Here is a 17906-nt window from a genome sequence, read left to right on the forward strand (position 1 = left end):
GGGGCGATGTCCGTCCCCATTCTGGTACAATCGGCCGCGGACCGCGGGCGGGCGAGACGCACCGCTCGGGCCGTGGAGGCGCGCGACATGACTCCGACCGATGGGACGGACTACCTCGACGCCATGACCCGAACCTGCCAGGTCATCGTGGCCGGGCTGATCATGGCGGCGTCCACGCTCTTCGCCCTCGCCCTCGCCCTGCTCGTGATCCCCGCATCGGCCATGAAAGCGCAGGGCATGCCGGAGAATCTGCTCACGTATCTCGCCCTGGCCATCGGTGCGGCCAACCTCGCCCTCTCGTTCGTGGTCCCGGGGATCGTGGCCGCAAACGGCCGCAAGCAGATCGCGCGGGAGGTGCCGGCGAAGACGAGCGACGCCGGCAAGCCCGCCCGGCTCGTGGACGGGCAGACCGACACGCCCCGGCTGGCGATCCTCTATCAGACCCAGCTCATCGTCGGCGCCGCACTTCTGGAAGGGGCGGCTTTCTTCGCCTGCATCGCCTACATGTTCGAACGCCAGCCGATCGCCCTGGGCGTCGCGGTCGTCCTGATCGCCGTCATGGCCTCGCGGATCCCGACGCGCGACCGCCTGGCCGCCTGGATCGACGGCCAGGCGATGGCGCTCCAGGAAGATCGCCGGCTCCTGTTTTGACGAACCCTCCGCCCCTGCCCATGAGGATGCGCTCATGAGAAGACCGATCGGCGTGGCGATCGTGCTGGCGAGCTTCCCTCTCGGGACGGCCCGGGCCGGCGAGCCTCCGGCGGACCGGGCGGCGCGGCTCCAGAAGGGGCGAGCCGTCCTGGTGGAGTCGTGCGTCTCCTGCCACAACGCGGACCAGAAGAAGGGGAAGCTCGACCTGACGCGGCCGGCGACGGCCCTCGCCGGGGGCGAGTCCGGGCCGGCGATCGTGCCGGGCAAGGCCGGCGAGAGCCTGGCCGTGGAGAAGGTCGAGGCCGGCGAGATGCCGCCGAAGGGCCGCCTCGAGCCCGCCCAGGTGGAGGCCCTCCGGGCCTGGATCGACGCCGGCGCGAGCTACCCGGCCGAGCCGCTAACCTCTCCTCGCGCCGGGGCCGACTGGTGGTCCTTGCGGCCGATCGCGCGGCCGAGCCCGCCGGCCTTGGCGCCGGCCGACGCGGCCCTCGCCCGCAACCCGATCGACGCCTTCCTCCTGGCGGAGCTCCGCCGCAAGGGGATCGACCCCGCGCCGGAGGCCGATCGCCGCGACCTCATCCGCCGGCTCAGCTTCGACCTGATCGGCCTGCCGCCGGCGCCGGAGGAGGTCGAGCGGTTCGTCGCGGATCGCGACCCGATGGCGTACGAACACCTCGTCGATCGCCTGCTCGCCTCGCCCCAGCACGGCGAGCGCTGGGGGCGGCACTGGCTGGACGTCGTCCGCTTCGGCGAGAGCGAGGGCTACGAGACGAACATGCCGCGGTTCAACGCCTGGCCCTATCGCGACTATGTCATCCGGGCCTTCAATCGCGACACCCCGTTCCCCCGGTTCGTCCTCGAGCACCTCGCCGGCGATGCGCTGGGCGACGGCGACCGGGCCGACTGGCTGACCCGGGCCGCGACCGGCTTCCTGGTCGGCGGCACGCACGACATCGTCGGCAACCAGACGATCGAGGGGATGAAGCAGCAGCGGGTCGACGACCTGGACGACATCATCACGGCCACGGCGACCGGCTTCCTCGGCCTGACGGCCAACTGCGCCCGCTGCCACGACCACAAGTTCGACCCGATCACCCAGCGCGATTACTACGGGCTCCAGGCCGTCCTCGCCGGCGTCCAGCACGGCTCCCGGCAGGTCGACGCTCCGGACGCGCCGGCCCGCCGCGAGGCCGCGGCGCGGATCGGCCGGGAGCTCGCCGCCATCGACCGGCAGCTCGACGAGATCGAGCCGCTTGCGCTGGCCGGCGAGGAGCGCGTCCGGGCGGCCGGTGGGAGCGACGAGGCGTCGCACGAGCGCCGGCCCAGGTCGGCGGTCGGCCCGCTCCGGAACGTCGAGCGGTTCCGGCCGCGACTCGCCCGGATGGTCCGCTTCACGGTCCTGGCGACGAACACCGGGAGCGAGCCGTGCGTGGACGAGGTCGAGGTGATGACCGCGGGCGATGCGCCGCGGAACGTGGCCCTGGCGGCGGCCGGCGGCAAGGCCGCGGCGTCGTCCGAATACCCGGACGCGGCCATCCACAAGGTCCCCCACCTCAACGACGGCCTGACCGGGAACGATCATAGCTGGATCTCCCGCGAGCCCGGCCGCGGATCGTTCACGGTCGAATGGCCGCGGGCGGTCCTCGTCGACCGGATCGTCTGGTCCCGCGACCGCAACGGGGCCTATGCCGATCGGCTGGCGACGAACTATCGCGTCGAGGTCGCCGAGGCGGCCGGCGCCTGGCAGGTCGTCGCCTCGTCGGCCGACCGGGTCCCGGAGGGCGCCGCCGCGGCCGAGGACTCCGACAGGTCCCGCCGGGCCGAGCTGCTGGCCCGCCAGGCGAGCCTGCGGGCGAGGCTGGGCGAGCTCGGCCCGACGATCTCGGTCTACGCCGGCACCTTCGCCCAGCCCGGCCCGACTCACCTGCTGCGGCGGGGCGACCCGATGCAGCCGGGCGCGGAGGTCGTCCCCTCGGGCATCGCCGCGGTCCGGCCCGCGCTCACCATCCCGGCGACCGCCGCGGAGAAGGATCGCCGGCTGGCGCTGGCGCGGTGGATCGGCGACCCGGCGAATCCCCTGCCGGCCCGGGTGATGGTCAACCGCGCCTGGCTGCACCACTTCGGCCAGGGGATCGTCTCCACGCCCAGCGACTTCGGCTTCAACGGCGGGCCGCCCTCGCACCCGGAGCTGCTGGACTGGCTGGCGTCGCGGTACATCGACGAGGGCTGGCGGCTCAAGCCGATCCATCGGCTGATCGTCACCTCGGCGGCCTACCGGCGATCGGGCCGGGCCGACCCGAGGGCCCTGGCCGTGGACGCGGGCAATCGCCTGCTCTGGAGGATGCCGCCGCGACGACTCGAGGCGGAGCCGCTGCGCGACGCGATCCTCGCCTGCTCCGGCCAGCTCGACCCGACGATGGGCGGGCCGGGGTACAACATCTGGGAGAAGAACACGAATTACGTGGCGGTGTACCGGCCGCGGGCCTCGCTCGGCCCCGACGCCTTCCGCCGGATGATCTACCAGTTCAAGCCCAGGAGCCAGGAAGACCCGACCTTCGGGGCCTTCGACTGCCCCGGCGGGGCGCTCGTGACGCCCCGGCGGAACGCATCGACGACGGCCCTCCAGGCCCTCAATCTGCTCAACAGCGAATTCGTCGCGGACCAGGCGGGGCGGTTCGCGGAGCGGCTCCGCCGCGAGGGGGGCGAGGCGGCGGAATCCCAGGCGCGACGGGGCTTCCTGCTGGCCTTCGGCCGGGAGCCTTCAGCCGGCGAGGAGGCGGCGGCGGCGGCCCTCATCCGCGAACGTGGCGCCGCGGCGATCTGCCGGGCCCTGTACAATGCCAACGAGTTCGTGTTCGTGCCCTGAGGCCCGCCCGTTCGGGCCGGCGGGGACGGATGGACGCAGGGAGACCGTCGGGATCATGAGAGGCATCATCCGCAACGGACTGGCGATCGGCATCATCCTCGTGGCGGCGTCCCGGCCCTCGACGAGCGGGCAGGAGCCGCCGGCGTCCTCCCCGTCGACGACCCCGTCTCCGGCCCCGACCCCGACTTCAACTCCGGCGACCGCCCCGGCGGCGGCGGCCGTCGCCGCGATGCCGGTGCCGGACAGCATCCGCGCGGAGGGGGTGCCGCCGGTCCCCGCGAGCCTGTCGGCGGAGCTCCGTCGGTATCAGAACATCCGCACGGCGAGCTTCCAGGGATGGGACGACACGAGGCCCCGCGCGGTCTACATCACGACGCGGTTCGCCGACGTCCCCCAGGTGCATCACGTCGCCTCGCCGGGCGCGGCCCGGCGGCAGCTCACGTTCGGCGACGAGCGGATCCTCTCGGTCCACCCCCAGCCGGGGCACGATCGGTTCCTCTACGCGACCGACGAGGGGGGCGGGGAGAACTACCAGCTCTTCCTCCAGGACCGGACCGGCGGCGAGCCGCGGCGGATCAGCGAGCCGAAGACGCGGAACACCGGGGCGAGCTGGTCCCCCTCCGGCGAGCTCCTCGCCTGGAGCAGCAACGCCCGCAACGGCAAGGACATGGACATCTACGTCGCCTCGCCCGCCGACCCCCACTTCCGCCGCCTCCTCAAGCAGGTCTCCGGCGACTGGTCGGTCACCGGCTGGTCCCCCGACGAGACCAGGCTCGTCGCCGAGGAGACGATCTCGATCAACGAATCCTACATCTACCTCATCGAGATCGACACCGGGAAGACGACCCCGATCACGCCGAGGCGCGGCGACGCGAAGGCGGAGCCCGTCGCCGCCGGGGGCGCCATGTGGTCCAAGGACGGCAAGTCCATCTACTACCTGAGCGACCGCGACTCGGAATTCCGCCGGCTGGTCCGGCGCGACCTGGTGGCGGGGGGCGATTCGGTCGTCACCGGCGCGATCCCCTGGGACATCGAGTCCTACGACCTGAGCGACGACGGGACGCGGATCGCCGTGGTCGCCAACGAGGACGGCTCGGACGTCCTGCACGTGCTGAGCGCCGCCACGTCCGCGGAGGTCCCCGCCCGCCAGCCCGCGCCGGGGCAGATCTCCGGCCTGGCCTTCCGCAAGGGGAGCCACGAGCTGGGCTTCACGCTCAGCTCGGCCCGCGGGGCGCCGGACGTCTACTCGATGGACCTCAACCAGGGGCGGCTCGATCGCTGGACCGACAGCGAGGCGGGCGGCCTGGACACGCTGGCGTGCGTCGAGCCGACCCTGATCCACTACTCGACGTATGATGATCGGAAGATCCCGGCCTTCGTGTACCGCCCGCCGGCCGGCCGTTTCCCCGGGCCGAGGCCGGTGCTGATCGACATCCACGGCGGCCCGGAGTCGCAGTTCCGGCCGGGCTTCCTGGGCCGGTCGAACTACCTGGTCAACGACCTGGGGCTGGTGCTGATCATGCCGAACGTCCGGGGATCCTCCGGCTACGGCAAGACCTACGTGAAGCTGGACAACGGCATGCTCCGCGAGGGGCCCGTGAAGGACATCGGCGAGCTGCTCGACTGGATCGCCGAGCAGCCCGACCTGGACAAATCGCGGGTGGGCGTCGTCGGCGGCTCGTACGGCGGCTTCATGTCGCTGGCGGTGCAGACCAAGTACAACGAGCGGATCAAGGCGGGGATCGACATCGTCGGCATCTCCAACTTCGTCACGTTCCTGAAGAACACCCAGGGCTATCGCCGTGACCTCCGCCGCGCGGAGTATGGCGACGAGCGCGACCCCGCGATGCGGGCGTTCCTGGAGCGGGTGTCGCCGCTCTCCCAGGCGGGGAAGATCCGCACGCCGATCCTGGTCGTCCAGGGCCAGAACGACCCGCGAGTGCCCCTCTCCGAGGCGGAGCAGGTCGTCGCCGCCGTCCGGAAGAACGACGTGCCGGTCTGGTATGTCGTGGGCAAGAACGAGGGGCACGGGTTCGCCCGCAAGCCGAACCAGGATTACCTCCAGGCCGTCGAGGTGCTGTTCCTCCGCAGGTTCCTGCTGGGCGAGAAGGAGTGAGGGTGTAGGGCCTGCCGCAAGCATCGGGAGGGCGAGGCCCCGGCCACGCCCCACGCCGGCTCGGCCGGGGCCTCGCCCTCCCGTGGCAGGATTCTAGGCCGGTTGCGTATGAAGGCACGGGCGGGGGATTGCGCCCCCGGCAAGCCGCAGGACGGGAGCCACGGCGATGAGCCAACCGCAGATGCTGAAGCCCAGCCTCGACCTGGTCACTCCCGAAGGCCGGCGGAGCGTCGAGATCGCCGGGACGGACTTCCACGTGGGCCGGCTCGCCAACATGGACCTCTTCCTGGACAACCCGCACGTCTCCCGCCCCCACGCGCGGATCCAGCGGCGGGACGACGGGTCGTATGAGATCGTCGACCTCAAGAGCCAGAACGGCACGTTCCTCAACGGCAAGAAGATCGTGCCCTACGAGCCGAGGCGGCTGCGCGACGGCGATCACATCCGGATCGTCCCGTTCGACATCTACTACCGCCACCCCGGGCCGGTCATCCACGAGCCGAAGGACGACCACACGACCGTGCTCCGGACGCTCGACGACCTCAGCTCGGAGCGGCTGGTCAAGCGGTCCTCGCACCCGGCGGCGGCCTTCCGGGCGGTGCTCGAGGTGGTCCGGTCCCTGTCCGGCGGCGGGGACCTCGGGGATGTCCTCAGCCGGGCGGTCGACGGCCTGATGCGGGTCTTCCCCCAGGCGGAGCGCGGGTTCATCGTCCTGGCCAAGGACGACGGCTCCGTCCCGCTGGCCGCCTTCCGGAACACCCAGGCGGACCCGTCGGTCCCGACCCTGAGCCGGACGATCCGGGCGCGGGTCCTGCGCGACGGCCAGGCCGTGCTGATCAAGGACATCGCCATCGAGGGGGACGGCGAGGGGAGCCTGCAATCGACGATCCGGTCGGCGATCTGCGTCCCCTTGCAGTCGCACGACGGCCGCCGCATCGGCATGGTGCAGCTCGACCGCCTGGCGGAGCACGACGACTTCCAGGAGAGCGACCTGGACCTCCTGGCCGCGCTCGGGGTGCCGATCGGGGTGGCGGTGGAGAACGATCAGCTCCTCAAGGAGCGGGCCTCGTGGACGGCCGCCCGCGAGATCCAGCGTGCCCTCCTGCCGCAGGCGAGGCCGGCGATCCCCGGCTATACCTTCTGGGAATGCTATCGGCCCGCGGAGGACGTCGGCGGGGACCTCTATGACTACATCCCCGTCAAGGGGGACGTGTCCGCCGCGGGGGGGGACGGCCCGCACTCGGGCCACTGGGCGATCACCCTGGGGGACGTGGCGGGCAAGGGGATGCCGGCCGCCCTGATCATGGCGGGGATCAGCCCGGAGGTCCGCCACCTGGCGCGCGCCGGCGTCCCGGTCGGCGAGGCCCTCTCGCGGGTCAACCGGCACTTCTACGAGCACGGCGTCCAGGGCCGCTTCGTCACCCTCTTGATCGGCATCATCGACCCGGAGCGGCACGAGCTGGTCCTGGCGGTCGGGGGCCACCCGCACGCCCTGCTCCGCCGCTCCGACGGCACGTACGAGGACCTCGCCGCGACCGGCTCCGGCCCCCCCCTGGGCGTCTTCCCGGAGCCCGTCTACAAGGCCCGGACCTTCACGCTGGAGCGAGGCGACGTCGTGGTCTTCTACTCCGACGGCGTGATCGACGCGATGGACCATTCCAACGAGCGTTTCGGCGCCCAGCGGCTGGAGTCGGCGCTGGTCTCCGCCCCCCCCGGGGTCGCCGGGGTGGGGGAGGCGATCCTCTCCTCCGTCCGCGACCACTTCGCCGGGCGATCCCAGTTCGACGACATCACCATCGTCTGCTTCGGCCGGGACTGAGGCGGGTCGAGGGCCGGCGGCCTATTCGGAGACGAGCATCGCCTTGCGGAACTCCGCGAGGATGGGGTCGATCTGCCGGCGGACGGGATCGAAGGCCCGTTCCATGCGATACCACTCCTCGTACCGGGCGTTGCTCTGGAAGGCCTTGAAGAGGTACTGGGCCGATTCCTCGAGGCGGGACGGGTCGGTCCGTCCGGCCACCGCCATGACCCTGGCCAGGGAATATCGCACCCGGCTGATCGGGAGATCGGCGTCGCGGCAGACCCGGTAGACGCGGAGCACCATCGTCATGGCGTCGGCGACGTAGCCCTGGTCGGCGAACCGGTTGGCGGCGAGGAGGAACAGGTTGCGCTCGTCGTCGTGCGCGAGGTAGGCGTCCAGGCCGGGATGTTCGAGGACGCGGGCGAGGTCCTCGCGGGCGTCGTCGGGGTGGCCCCGGAGGAGCTCCAGCATCCGGGAGATCCGGGCATTGAGGTGGCCGGGATCCAGGGTCAGCACCTTGCCGAGCTCGGCCTCGGTGATCGCGAGCATCCCGGCCCAGGGGGCGGCCGTGCTCGTCGCCGCGGCACCCGCCCCGCTCGAGGCCCCGGCAGCCCCCCGCGACTGGGGCGTCGCCTCGCCGCGGCGACGGATCTCGTCGCTGGCGAGCCGGGTGATGTTCGCGGCCAGCCTGGACCGGGCGTCGAGCTCGTCGCGGACCATCGCCTCCGGGATCTCGGCGTCGGCTCCGTGGCCCGCCGCCTGGGCGGTGATGGGCCGGAAAGTGAGCGCGACCAGCGGGTCCTCCGAGGCGTCGACCCGGGGCTCCACGGCGGGTGCGGCGGCGGTTCGCGGGGCCGGGGAACGGCCCCGAGACCTGGCGAGCATCTCGAAGCGCTCGATGTCGGCGGCGACGCCCCCCGCCTCGCCCCGCTCGGTCCGGATGAAGGCCCGCGACCGGTAGAACTCGGCGTGGTTGGGGGCCAGGTCGAGGGCGCGGTCGCATTCCCGCATCGCCTCGTCGAGGCGTCCGAGACGCCAGAGGCAGGAGGCGTACTGGCCGTGGAGGGCGGCATTCCCGGGCCTGCGGGCCAGGCAGTGGTCCAGATGTCCGGCCGCGTCCGACCACCTCCGGAGGTGGAAGCAGACGACCGCCGCCCGGTAGTGGGCCCAGAACGAGTCGGGATGACGGTCGAGCACGTTCTGGTAGTGCCCGAGGGCGGCGAGGGGGGAATCCGGCCCGTCGGCCAGCTCGTCCGTGAGGCCCTGGATGTACTCGCTGGCGTCGGAGCCCTTGGGCCCGGCCTGCCCCGCGGCGACGGCTCGGCCCGCCGGCGCGGTCGGGATCGCCGGCGACAACCGCGAGGCGGCGAGCTGCTGGCGGAGCCGCCGCCGCAGCGGCTCCAGGGCGGGGAGCGAGAGGCTCGGATCGGCTCGATCCAGGGCGTCCGCGGCCTGCATCCATCGGCCCGGAGCATCGGGCTGCAGGCCCAGGTCCCGGGCGTAGCGGAAGGCCTGCTCCATGAGCCAGATCTCGAGGTCGAAGCGGTCGTCGGCGGGGAGGCTGAGGAATTCATCGGCCCGCCGCCAGTCGTCGCCGCCGAGGACGTCGTAGTCCCGCAGCGTGTCGGCCGCCGCCGCGACCTGGTCGCGGCTCTCCCGGGCGGCCAGGAGCAGCCCTTCCGGGCGGCGGAACCGGAAGACGGTCGGATCCAGGGTGTCCCAGTGCTGGGCCAGCCGGTGCAGGGAGCGATCGCGGAGGAACGACTGCGAGGCCCGGTACGCCAGCCCCGTGGTGAGCAGGCAGACGATCAGCGCCAGGCCGGCGACGGCCAGGGTGCGGCGTCGCCGGCGGATCAGGCGGGGGAGGGCGTCCGCCCAGAATGGCTCGCGGGTATAGGCGGGGGGGCGGTCGGTCCGCCATCGGTCCAGGTCCTCGGCCATCTCCAGGCCCCTCCGGTAGCGGTCGGACGGCGCCGTGGCGAGGCACCGCTCCAGGATGTGGCGGAGCCCGCGTGGGATCCGCCGGCCTCCCCGCTCCTCGGCGTCGCGGATGATCGCCGCTGCGCCCTGCTCACGAAGGATCGCGTAATCCGTGGCGACGGCCGTGATCCCTCGTCTCCGGGCCGCCGGTCCGGGGGACGACGCGGCCGAGCCGGTGAGCGCCTCGAGGAGGACCATCCCCAGCGAGAAGAGGTCCGAACGGTGGGGGGCCAGGGCCGCCTCCGTCGTCGCGGGCTTGGTCATCGCCGCCGGCTCGTCGCCGAGGTCTCCGCCGAGATCTCCGGCCTCGACTTCGGTCTCGGGTCCCGCGTCGTCGTCGTCGTCGACGAACCGGGTCGCGAGGGCGCGGAGCCGCTCCGGGGCCATGTAAGCGAGGGTGCCGCCGACCTCGGCCGGCGGGCCGGCGGGCCGGGACGACCAGTCCTGGGAGAGGTTGAAGTCCAGGAGCATGGGGATGCCGTCGGCCGTCAGGAGGATGTTCGAGGGCTTGACGTCGCCGTGCGACACCCCCTTGCCGAAGGCGTGGTCGAGGGCCTCCACCAGCCTCGCGGCGATCCAGGCCAGGGTGTGGTCATCGCCCAGGCGGGCGAGCAGCTCGCGGGAAGGGCTGGCCTGTTCGCCCGCCGAGTACTCGGGGGCGGCCACCGCGTCCAGATCGCGGAGGAGGCCCCCGCGAGAGGGCGACGGGCCCCCCGCCGCGCGGCGGCGGTCGAGCACCGAGGAGAGCGTCGCCCCCCCCAGGAAGGACATGCAGAGGAGCTGGAAGGCGCCGTCGTTGACCTCGGCGTGGAAGAGGATCTCGACGATGTGGGGGTGCCGCACGCGGGCCAGCAGCCAGGGCTCGCGGGTCCGCCTGGTGGAGAGCTTCACCACGACCTGGCGATACTCGAGGTCCGCCTGCTCGGCGACGAAGACGCGGGCGAACGAGCCGCGGCCGATCTCGCGGCGGAGGAGATACGGGCCGATCTCGTCGCCGGCCTCCGGGAGCGGGTCGGGGCCGAGGCCCGGCCCGGCCAGCGAGCCCTCGCCGTCGAACGAGCCCAGGGGGCGGGTCCGGCTGCCGGCCGCCGATCCCTCGAGCCGGCAGGCGTCATGGACCGCCAGGAGCCGCTCCAGGGCGTCGCGCTGGGCGGGGAATCGCTCCAGGAACTCATCCCCGTCGGGCTGGTCTCCCTCATCCTCCCGCAGGCAATACTCGCGATAGGCGAGCTCGACGATCAGGGCGTCCGGCAGCGTGACGGACGCCGCCAGGTAGTCTTCCAGGCATCCCACCTCGCCCTCGCGGCGGCGGCGGGTGAAGTCGTCGAGCACGCGCTGTATCCGGCGGGGGGATACCCCTCCGGCGGCCGAATGCGGCAGCGGGCCGGACGACCCTTCGAAGGCACGCCACGACGTCGATGTCATCGCCGGCCCTCCATCCTGGCCCGGGCCGCCTCGATGATCCGCCGCACGGTGCGATCGCTGAGGCCCGTCCGCTCGGCGATCTCCTCGTAGGTCAGCTCGTCGCGGCGGAGCGCGATGACCTCCACCTCTTCCGGCGTGCAGCCGGCGGTCAACTGCGCCAGCCGGTCCCTGGCCTGGAGGTTCTGGCTGGGCGTCGGATCGGGGGAGAGGACGTCGCGCTCGATCTCCCGGCCCCCCTTGCGGACGTACAGCGGCTTCTCCTTCGCCAGCGCGTATTTCTCCGTCCGGGTCAGCCGTCGGTGCTGCTCGAACACCTTGTTTCGCGCGACGCTCGCCAGGAACTTGCGGAGATGCCGGACGTTCGCGAAGTCCTGCGATCGCTCCTGCAGGTCGGTGAAGAAGCTCTCCCACACCGATTGCACGAAGTCCATGGAATCGAACTGGGTGCGCATCTCCCGCGGCAGCCGACCCCGCACCATGATGCGGACCTCCGGCTCGAACTCCGCCACGAATGCGCGGATCGCCGCCTCATCCCCCAACCTTGCCCGCGCGATGAGCTCGGAGACGTCCGGGACCTCTCGCATTCCCCCGACCTCCTCTCGCCGCCTTTCCTCTCGTCTTGCCGGCCGAAGCCCTCCCTCGGGCCGATCCTCGCCGATCTCATCGCTCCCATGCATGGAGCCAGGCTTCGGAGCCTCTTGATCCGCCGACTCTCAGCGTCAGTCGACAATCACTAATTAGACCAGGGTTTGTTCCGAAATACCAGCGAGTTCCCCCCTGGTCCGCGAAGAATTGCGGACAACTTCGGAACTTGTGGTTAACTTGGCGAGACCGGCCCGGTCGTTACGAAGGTGATATTCCTCCTATCCGACGAGGTGTGCGTGATTGCTAGGCGGATTCCTTTCTTTTTTTGCCGGTTTTCGATGGGTGATTTCAACTCCCAGGATAAGCGCCGGCTTCCATGGCGGGGAGCCCTCGGGGAACTGGGATCGGGAGGGGCATGGCCCCCTACCGGGCCTCCTCGGGTTGGGACGGATCGCGGCGGCGCTCGGTGAGCATCGACCTCCTTCCATGATGGCGACAGCGAGCTGGGAGCAATCCGATGTATCCGATCCAGGCCAGGGAATGCGGCGTCGCGAATCCGTTGCAGACCTATTTCCGCGAGATCAACGAGACCGGGCTGCTGTCCGCGTCCGAGGAGCGGGAGCTGGCACAGGAGATCGACCGAGGCGACCCGGACGCGCGGAAGCGACTGATCCAGGCGAACCTCCGCCTGGTGGTGAAGATCGCCCGCGAGTACCTGAACCGCGGGATGTCGCTGGACGACCTGATCGGCGAGGGGAACCTCGGCCTGATCCGGGCGGCGGAGGACTACGACCCGCGGTTCGGGACCCGCTTCAGCACCTACGCGAGCTACTGGATCAAGCAGTCGATCCGCCATGCCCTGATCAACACGACCTCCACAATCCGGCTGCCGGCCCACCTCTACGGCCTGATGGCGAAGTGGCGGCGCGCCGAGCGGCTCCTCTCTCGCGAGTGGGGCCGGCTGCCTACCTTCGACGAGGTGGCGCTGCATCTGGGCCTCAGCGAGGTCCAGAAGGAGATGGTGGAGAAGGCTCGTCGCGCCGGCCAGCTCAAGCTCGAGAACGCGATGGGCGACGACGGCGACTCGTGGAGCCCCGACGAGGCGGTGGATTGCTCGACGGCCGTGGAGTCGGATCTCGAGCGGAGCGATGAGCGTGCGGAAGTGCTGCGGCGGATGGATCGCCTGGACGACCGCGAGCGGATGGTCCTCTCGCTCCGATTCGGGCTCGACGGCCGGACGCCGCAGACGCTCAAGGAGATCGGCCGCCAGATGGGCGTGACCCGGGAATGGGTCCGCAAGATCGAGGTCCGGGCCGTCAGCAAGCTGGTTGCGGCCAGGTCGAAGCCCGATACGGCGCCCGCGACCGCACCCGTTCGCCGTCGGGGGCCTCGCCGCATGGCCGTGGGCCATCGCGAGCTGGCGATCAGCCATTCGGCCTGAAAGAAGCGAACCACAGAGGCACGGAGGACACCGAGGAGAGAAAACGAAGAAATCTCACGGTCGGAAGGGATGGGATTCAGCAGGAGCCGGCTCCGTCCGGCGACCGGGCGAGCCGTGGCCCGCCCCGTTGAGGTCCGCGTCGTTGAGGAGTTCCAATGCCGGCTCACTCGGGTGAAACGACCGTGAATGACTGCTGTCCGCTGAACCGTCCCTGGTATCCCTTCGTCGGCACTTCTCGGACTTCCTCGAGGATCAACTGGCAGATCGGCATCCCGATATCAAGGACCACGACCTGATTGCCCAGGTTGAAGATCTCGAGTTGGATAGGCAGCCCCGGATGATCCCTGTTTTGAGGGTTGTATCCGAACCCGGCGTGGATCGTTGGGGCCGTCACATGGACGCCGACACCAAGGCGGGCCAGGCTGCTCTTTCCTTCGACCCTGGCGGCGATCCTCGACTGGTTGGGCAGGTAGATCCGTTGCCGAGTGTAGCCAAGGACGAACTGCCTGGGCTCCAGATCGAAGCCCTCATGTGGGTCGATCGCGACCCTGGATGAATAGGCCGAGTCGTCCATCATCGCTCGAAGGTTGAACCCCGGACGATTTGGACAAAGCTTGATCGGCTGGCCTGACGGATGGTTGCCCGGGTCTTTCCAACGCAGGATGACCGCATCGAGCGTGAGATCCAGGGCGGTCGAGGAGTAAAAGCTCGCATCGGGCTCGGGATCAATCAGGATGATCCGATCCCGAATCGCCGCCAGGATCTCATGATCGGAGAGGATCACGCAGGCACTCCCGATTCGATCAGGAAAGCACCGAAGGGCATCCACATGCGGTTCGTTCCCGAGTCCGCCTCGATCGGCAACTCGATGAGGACTCGCCTCTGTACTTGGTCCACCTGAATAATGCCCACGGGGAGATAAGGCTCATCGGAGATCCAGTTGACCATGCTGGGCAAGACATGGATGTACTGGTCCCGGCCGTCGATGTCTCGGATGCAAACCGTCTGATCGGTATCCGTAAGTCCCGCCGAGATTTCACATCGGACCTGCGGAAGATAGGTTGTCTCGGGCATCTGATCTCCCTTAATTTCCATTCGGGGCGGTGATCTACTGTACAATAAGTCTCGGGATGAGGGCTGTCCAGCAAGAAGCCGCTCGATTCCTCGGAGGATGCACCTCGAATTCCGAGTGTTTCGGATGGGGCATTCGAGACCAGCTCGTCACCGAGTCACGGAGGACACCGAGATGGGAGAAAACCAGGAAGACCTCCGGATGGAAGGCATTGGAGCTTCTTGCGGACCAGATCCATCCGGCGACGGCACGACGTGTGAGCGATCGCCAGCCCGGTCGAGGGACGGCTCCCTGCCCCTCGGCGCGGTACACTGAGATCCGCGAGCACCGGACGTCCGGGGCCGCTTCTCCCCGGTTCGCGGTCGAGACCGACGATGACCCTCGCGCCGAGGTCCGCGCTCCTGGGCGGCACGCTGATCGCGGTCGTCGCCGCCCTGGCCATGATCGGCCAGGCGAGCTTCACGACGCCGCCGCGGTTCGACGGGGCCGGCTACGCGGTGCTGGCGAGATCGCTCGGCGAGGGGAGCGGCTATCGCGCGATCGACCATCCGGACCGGCCGCTCCACGCCCATTTCCCGCCGGGGTATCCGGCGTTCCTGGCGGTGGTCTGGGGCGCGACGGGCGTCTCCTGGCCGGCCGCGCACATCGCCTCGTGCGGCTGCACGATCGCCGCAACGGTCCTGGCCTGGCTCTGGTTCCGGCGGCTCTATCCGCGGGACACAGCCTTCCTCCTGGGCCTGGCCCTGGCCGTGAACTGGATCTGGACGCGGACCGGGGCGGGGATCCAGTCCGAGCCGCTCTACCTGCTCCTGGGCCAGGCGGCGATCCTCATCGCCGCGGCGGGCGACGGCCGGCGATGGGGCCCCGGCCGCGCGGTCGGGCTCGGCGCGATGCTTGCCGCTTGCCTGCTCACCCGGACGGTCGCGATCGGGCTGGTCGCGGCGGTGCTCCTCGATCTTGCGTCGCGGCGGCGGTGGCGATCGCTCGGGATCGCGGCGGCCACCACCGCGCTGCTCTTCGCGCCCTGGATCGCCTGGGTGGCGAGCGTCGACGAGCGTTCCCAGGCCGGGCTGCTCCTGGCGGGAGACGGGGCCGCCGGCCTGGCGGGTCGGATCGGGTCTCAGGCGTGGTTCTACCTCCAGCGGATCCCGGACATGGTGACGGGTCCCTTCGTCGAGATCGCCACCGTGATCCGGCCGACTCCGCGGGCCATCGGGCCGGCGAACACCTGGATCGCGCTCGTCTCGGGTGCGGTGCTCCTCGGCTGGATCGCCGCGGTCCGGGGGCGGCGGAGGAAGCGGCTCGCGGGGCTCGTGCCGCTGCTGACGATGCCGCTGCTCGTGATCTGGCCCTACACCGAGGCGGGCCGATTCCTGATCCCCCTGATCCCGTTCATCCTGGTCGGCACCGTGGAGGGCCTGGCGACCGCCCGCCGCGCGGCCGTTCGGCGGTTCTCCGGCGCCGGCCGATTCGTCCCGATGTCACGATCGCGGCGGCTCGCGGCCCTTGGTCTGTTGCTGATCTCGCTCCCGTACACCGGGTATCTGGTGGCCACGGGGCGGTCGCGTGCCCAGGCCGCTCAGCGGAGTGGACTCGAGACGGCGTGTGCCTGGCTGGTGGGAGATCCGAGCGTGGTCTCTCCCGGGTTCCGGCATCGTCCTCTCCCCGACGGTCCCGTGCTGACGCGTCATCCCGGCGAGGTCTTCCTGATGACGGGGCGGCAGGCCATCGAGGTCTCCACGTCCGAGCGTCCGGGCGATGCGGACGCCGCGCCGGAAGAGATCGACCGGATCATCGATCGGTATGGGGTCGCCTACATCCTCGTGGAGAGCGATCCCTACCTGAAGGCGGCCGCCACGCCGCTGGGCCGTTACGTGAACGAGTGGAAGGGGCGTCCCTTGAGGGAGATTGTCACGGTGAGCGGGGACCGGCCCGACACGCACCTCTACGAGGTCCGTCGGCATTGACCGGCGTGGCATATCGCGCGAGAGGGATCAGGCCCGAGGGGCGAGGTTGGTCACTCGGCGATGAGCAGTTCATATCGATCATGAGCGCCGATCCAGAACCAGACCAGCCCATCGGGTCGCTCCCGCGCCAGGGCACGGATTCGCAGGCCGACCCGGACGGACCAGAAGTCTCCGATCCTTTTCAGTCGCAGAGAAGGGTGGCGAGGGTCCATCTGGAGCACGGCGAAGCAACGGTCGGCGCGTTCGCGAATCTCGGCCGGGAGGTGACGATAGTGGAACCAGAACTCCGGCGTGGCGAAGTGGTTCACGAAGAGAGCGGCGTACAGCGGCCGGCCTCGAAATCCTCGTCGGCGCGCCGGCCTGCGGCATCGAGGCGGCCGGCTCGGACATCGGCCTCGATTCGTCGATCCCACTCGTCGGCCAGGAATTCCTCGAACCACTGCGAGAAGCGATCGAGGTCCTCGGACGTGAGCTGGGTGATCGCGGTCTGAAGTTCTTCGATGCTCATGAAGGGAGCCTACCGCGCCGCGTTCTGCACGCTCAAGGGGTTCGCCTGCTTCCCGCTCATTGGATCCCATACTTCCTCAGCTTCTGCCGGAGCGTGGCCCGGTGGATGCCCAGGACCTGGGAGGCGGCGGCGCGGTTGCCCTGGTAGAGGTCGAGCACGGCGCGGAGCAGGGGGGGCTCGGCCAGGTCGAGGAAGCGTTCGTAGAGGGGCGAGGCGCCGGGGCGGGCGACCTCGCGAGCGGCCCAGGCGGAGAGCCTGTCGGCGATGGCCCGGGCGTCGTCGTCGGACGGCGGGGCGTCCCCGCCGCCGGCCGGGGAGGCGGCCGTCACGGGGAAGAGCCCGAGCCCGGCGGGGGGGAGGTGCTCGGGGCGGATCGGCTGGCCGCGGGAGACGACCGCGGCGTGCTCGACGGCGTTGCGCAGCTCGCGGACGTTCCCCTCCCAGGGGCGGCGGCGGAGCTCGGCCAGGGCATCGGCGGTGATCTCCGGGCTGGCGGTCATCGCGAACCGGCTGCTCCGGAGGAAGTGGGCGGCCAGGATCGGGATGTCGTCGCGGCGGGCCCGCAGCGGGGGGGCCTCGATCTGGAAGACGCTGAGGCGGAAGAAGAGGTCCTGGCGGAACTCGCCGGACTTCATCAGCTCGGCGAGCGGCCGGTTGGTCGCGGCGATCAGGCGGATGTCGATCCGCCGGGGGCGGGCGTCGCCGACGGGCGTCGCCTCGCGGTGCTCGACGGCCCGGAGCAGCTTCACCTGGAGGTCCAGGGGGATGTCGCCGACCTCGTCCAGCAGGACCGTGCCGCCGCCGGCGAGCTCGAGCAGCCCCCGGCGGTCGTGGGTCGCGCCCGTGAACGAGCCCCGGACGTGGCCGAACAGCTCGCCCTCGACGAGCCCGGGGTTGAGGGCGGCCAGGCAGACGGGGAGGAACGGCCCGGACCGCCGCCGACCATGCCGGTGGATCGCCCGGGCGATCAGCTCCTTGCCCGTGCCGCTCTCGCCGGTGATCAGGACCGGGACGTCCGTCGGGGCCACCAGGGCGATCTGCTTGAACAGCTCCTGCATCGCGGGGGAGTTGCCGATGAGCGTGTCGGGGCCGGCGTCGTCGGAGTCCGACGGGGATGAGGCGGGGGCCGGCGACGAGGTCAGCGCCCGGGTCACGAGTGCGGTCGCCTGGTCCAGGTCGAAGGGCTTGACCAGGTAGTCGAAGGCTCCCCCTTCCATGGCCCGGACGGCCGTGTCCAGGTCGCCGAAGGCCGTGATGATGATGATGGGGGCGGCGCCGATCCGCTCGCGGAACGGCCCGAGGGCGGCGAGGCCGTCCATGCCCGGCAGGCGGACGTCGAGGACGACGGCGTCGAGTGGGTTGGTCGCGGCGATCTTGAGCCCTTCCTCCGCGGACGAGGCGACCTCGACGTCATGGCCGAGGTCGGAGAACGACTCGCGGAACGACCAGCAGATGCTCTCCTCGTCGTCGACGATCAGGATGCGGCTCATCTCG

The 17906-nt window shown here is 70.8% G+C and carries 13 protein-coding genes; 6 read left to right on the forward strand and 7 right to left on the reverse strand.

The window, feature by feature from the left end; translation table 11 throughout:
* The first annotated feature begins 87 nt into the window (after nucleotides 1–87).
* The 4 genes from G6O54_RS25165 to G6O54_RS25180 all read left to right on the forward strand — a co-directional run bounded on the left by G6O54_RS25165 (nucleotide 88) and on the right by G6O54_RS25180 (nucleotide 7452).
* On the forward strand, nucleotides 88–651 hold the full coding sequence (locus tag G6O54_RS25165) for a hypothetical protein (RefSeq protein WP_165229305.1): 564 nt from the start codon (nucleotides 88–90) through the stop codon (nucleotides 649–651).
* A gap of 34 nt (nucleotides 652–685) precedes the next feature.
* Nucleotides 686–3517 (forward strand): PSD1 and planctomycete cytochrome C domain-containing protein, encoded by a 2832-nt coding sequence (locus tag G6O54_RS25170; RefSeq protein WP_165229307.1) that lies wholly within the window; start codon nucleotides 686–688, stop codon nucleotides 3515–3517.
* A gap of 55 nt (nucleotides 3518–3572) precedes the next feature.
* Complete coding sequence (locus tag G6O54_RS25175) at nucleotides 3573–5633, forward strand: S9 family peptidase (RefSeq protein ID WP_250847073.1); 2061 nt, start codon at nucleotides 3573–3575, stop codon at nucleotides 5631–5633.
* 166 nt (nucleotides 5634–5799) lie between these two features.
* The gene (locus tag G6O54_RS25180) at nucleotides 5800–7452 is read left to right on the forward strand and encodes a SpoIIE family protein phosphatase (RefSeq protein ID WP_165229310.1); all 1653 of its coding nucleotides are present in this window, start codon (nucleotides 5800–5802) and stop codon (nucleotides 7450–7452) included.
* Nucleotides 7453–7473: 21 nt separating this feature from the next.
* Here the strand turns inward: G6O54_RS25180 and G6O54_RS25185 are convergent, their stop codons facing one another.
* Both G6O54_RS25185 and G6O54_RS25190 read right to left on the reverse strand, forming a co-directional pair.
* On the reverse strand, nucleotides 7474–10839 hold the full coding sequence (locus tag G6O54_RS25185; protein ID WP_165229313.1) for a protein kinase domain-containing protein: 3366 nt from the start codon (nucleotides 10837–10839) through the stop codon (nucleotides 7474–7476).
* Complete coding sequence (locus G6O54_RS25190) at nucleotides 10836–11423, reverse strand: RNA polymerase sigma factor (RefSeq protein ID WP_165229316.1); 588 nt, start codon at nucleotides 11421–11423, stop codon at nucleotides 10836–10838. Before G6O54_RS25190 ends, G6O54_RS25185 begins: the two co-directional genes overlap by 4 nt.
* 518 nt (nucleotides 11424–11941) lie before the next feature.
* Between G6O54_RS25190 and G6O54_RS25195 the strand changes: the two genes are divergently transcribed.
* The gene (locus G6O54_RS25195) at nucleotides 11942–12865 is read left to right on the forward strand and encodes a sigma-70 family RNA polymerase sigma factor (protein ID WP_165229319.1); all 924 of its coding nucleotides are present in this window, start codon (nucleotides 11942–11944) and stop codon (nucleotides 12863–12865) included.
* 163 nt (nucleotides 12866–13028) lie between these two features.
* Here G6O54_RS25195 and G6O54_RS25200 read toward each other — a convergent pair whose 3' ends face one another.
* The gene (locus G6O54_RS25200; protein WP_165229321.1) at nucleotides 13029–13649 is read right to left on the reverse strand and encodes a dCTP deaminase; all 621 of its coding nucleotides are present in this window, start codon (nucleotides 13647–13649) and stop codon (nucleotides 13029–13031) included.
* Nucleotides 13646–13939 carry a hypothetical protein gene (locus G6O54_RS25205; protein WP_165229324.1) on the reverse strand — a complete coding sequence of 98 codons (294 nt, stop codon included), beginning with the start codon at nucleotides 13937–13939 and terminating at the stop codon, nucleotides 13646–13648. Before G6O54_RS25205 ends, G6O54_RS25200 begins: the two co-directional genes overlap by 4 nt.
* 372 nt (nucleotides 13940–14311) lie before the next feature.
* On the opposite strand from G6O54_RS25205, the gene G6O54_RS25210 reads away from it, so the two are divergent.
* A complete protein-coding gene (locus G6O54_RS25210) occupies nucleotides 14312–15904 on the forward strand; it encodes an ArnT family glycosyltransferase (protein WP_165229327.1) in 1593 nt (530 codons plus the stop codon).
* A gap of 50 nt (nucleotides 15905–15954) precedes the next feature.
* Here the strand turns inward: G6O54_RS25210 and G6O54_RS25215 are convergent, their stop codons facing one another.
* Genes G6O54_RS25215 through G6O54_RS25225 form a run of 3 tightly spaced genes read right to left on the reverse strand, consistent with a single transcriptional unit; the run spans nucleotide 15955 to nucleotide 17902 of the window.
* Complete coding sequence (locus G6O54_RS25215; protein ID WP_165229330.1) at nucleotides 15955–16212, reverse strand: type II toxin-antitoxin system RelE family toxin; 258 nt, start codon at nucleotides 16210–16212, stop codon at nucleotides 15955–15957.
* Complete coding sequence (locus tag G6O54_RS25220; RefSeq protein ID WP_165229333.1) at nucleotides 16209–16412, reverse strand: hypothetical protein; 204 nt, start codon at nucleotides 16410–16412, stop codon at nucleotides 16209–16211. Before G6O54_RS25220 ends, G6O54_RS25215 begins: the two co-directional genes overlap by 4 nt.
* 56 nt (nucleotides 16413–16468) lie before the next feature.
* Nucleotides 16469–17902: a sigma-54-dependent transcriptional regulator gene (locus G6O54_RS25225; RefSeq protein WP_165229336.1), complete on the reverse strand. Its 1434-nt coding sequence runs from the start codon at nucleotides 17900–17902 to the stop codon at nucleotides 16469–16471.
* Nucleotides 17903–17906 lie beyond the last annotated feature (4 nt).

Source organism: Aquisphaera insulae (assembly GCF_011064615.1).
Classification (GTDB): Bacteria; Planctomycetota; Planctomycetia; order Isosphaerales; family Isosphaeraceae; genus Aquisphaera; species Aquisphaera insulae.

Bases quoted from the DNA above. Each gene is read 5' to 3' on its own strand.
- G6O54_RS25225 (WP_165229336.1), bottom strand. From the start codon at position 17,902: ATGAGCCGCATCCTGATCGTCGACGACGAGGAGAGCATCTGCTGGTCG.
- G6O54_RS25205 (WP_165229324.1), bottom strand. From the start codon at position 13,939: ATGCCCGAGACAACCTATCTTCCGCAGGTCCGATGTGAAATCTCGGCG.
- G6O54_RS25170 (WP_165229307.1), top strand. From the start codon at position 686: ATGAGAAGACCGATCGGCGTGGCGATCGTGCTGGCGAGCTTCCCTCTC.
- G6O54_RS25220 (WP_165229333.1), bottom strand. From the start codon at position 16,412: ATGAGCATCGAAGAACTTCAGACCGCGATCACCCAGCTCACGTCCGAG.
- G6O54_RS25210 (WP_165229327.1), top strand. From the start codon at position 14,312: ATGACCCTCGCGCCGAGGTCCGCGCTCCTGGGCGGCACGCTGATCGCG.
- G6O54_RS25165 (WP_165229305.1), top strand. From the start codon at position 88: ATGACTCCGACCGATGGGACGGACTACCTCGACGCCATGACCCGAACC.
- G6O54_RS25195 (WP_165229319.1), top strand. From the start codon at position 11,942: ATGTATCCGATCCAGGCCAGGGAATGCGGCGTCGCGAATCCGTTGCAG.
- G6O54_RS25175 (WP_250847073.1), top strand. From the start codon at position 3,573: ATGAGAGGCATCATCCGCAACGGACTGGCGATCGGCATCATCCTCGTG.
- G6O54_RS25190 (WP_165229316.1), bottom strand. From the start codon at position 11,423: ATGCGAGAGGTCCCGGACGTCTCCGAGCTCATCGCGCGGGCAAGGTTG.
- G6O54_RS25185 (WP_165229313.1), bottom strand. From the start codon at position 10,839: ATGACATCGACGTCGTGGCGTGCCTTCGAAGGGTCGTCCGGCCCGCTG.
- G6O54_RS25180 (WP_165229310.1), top strand. From the start codon at position 5,800: ATGAGCCAACCGCAGATGCTGAAGCCCAGCCTCGACCTGGTCACTCCC.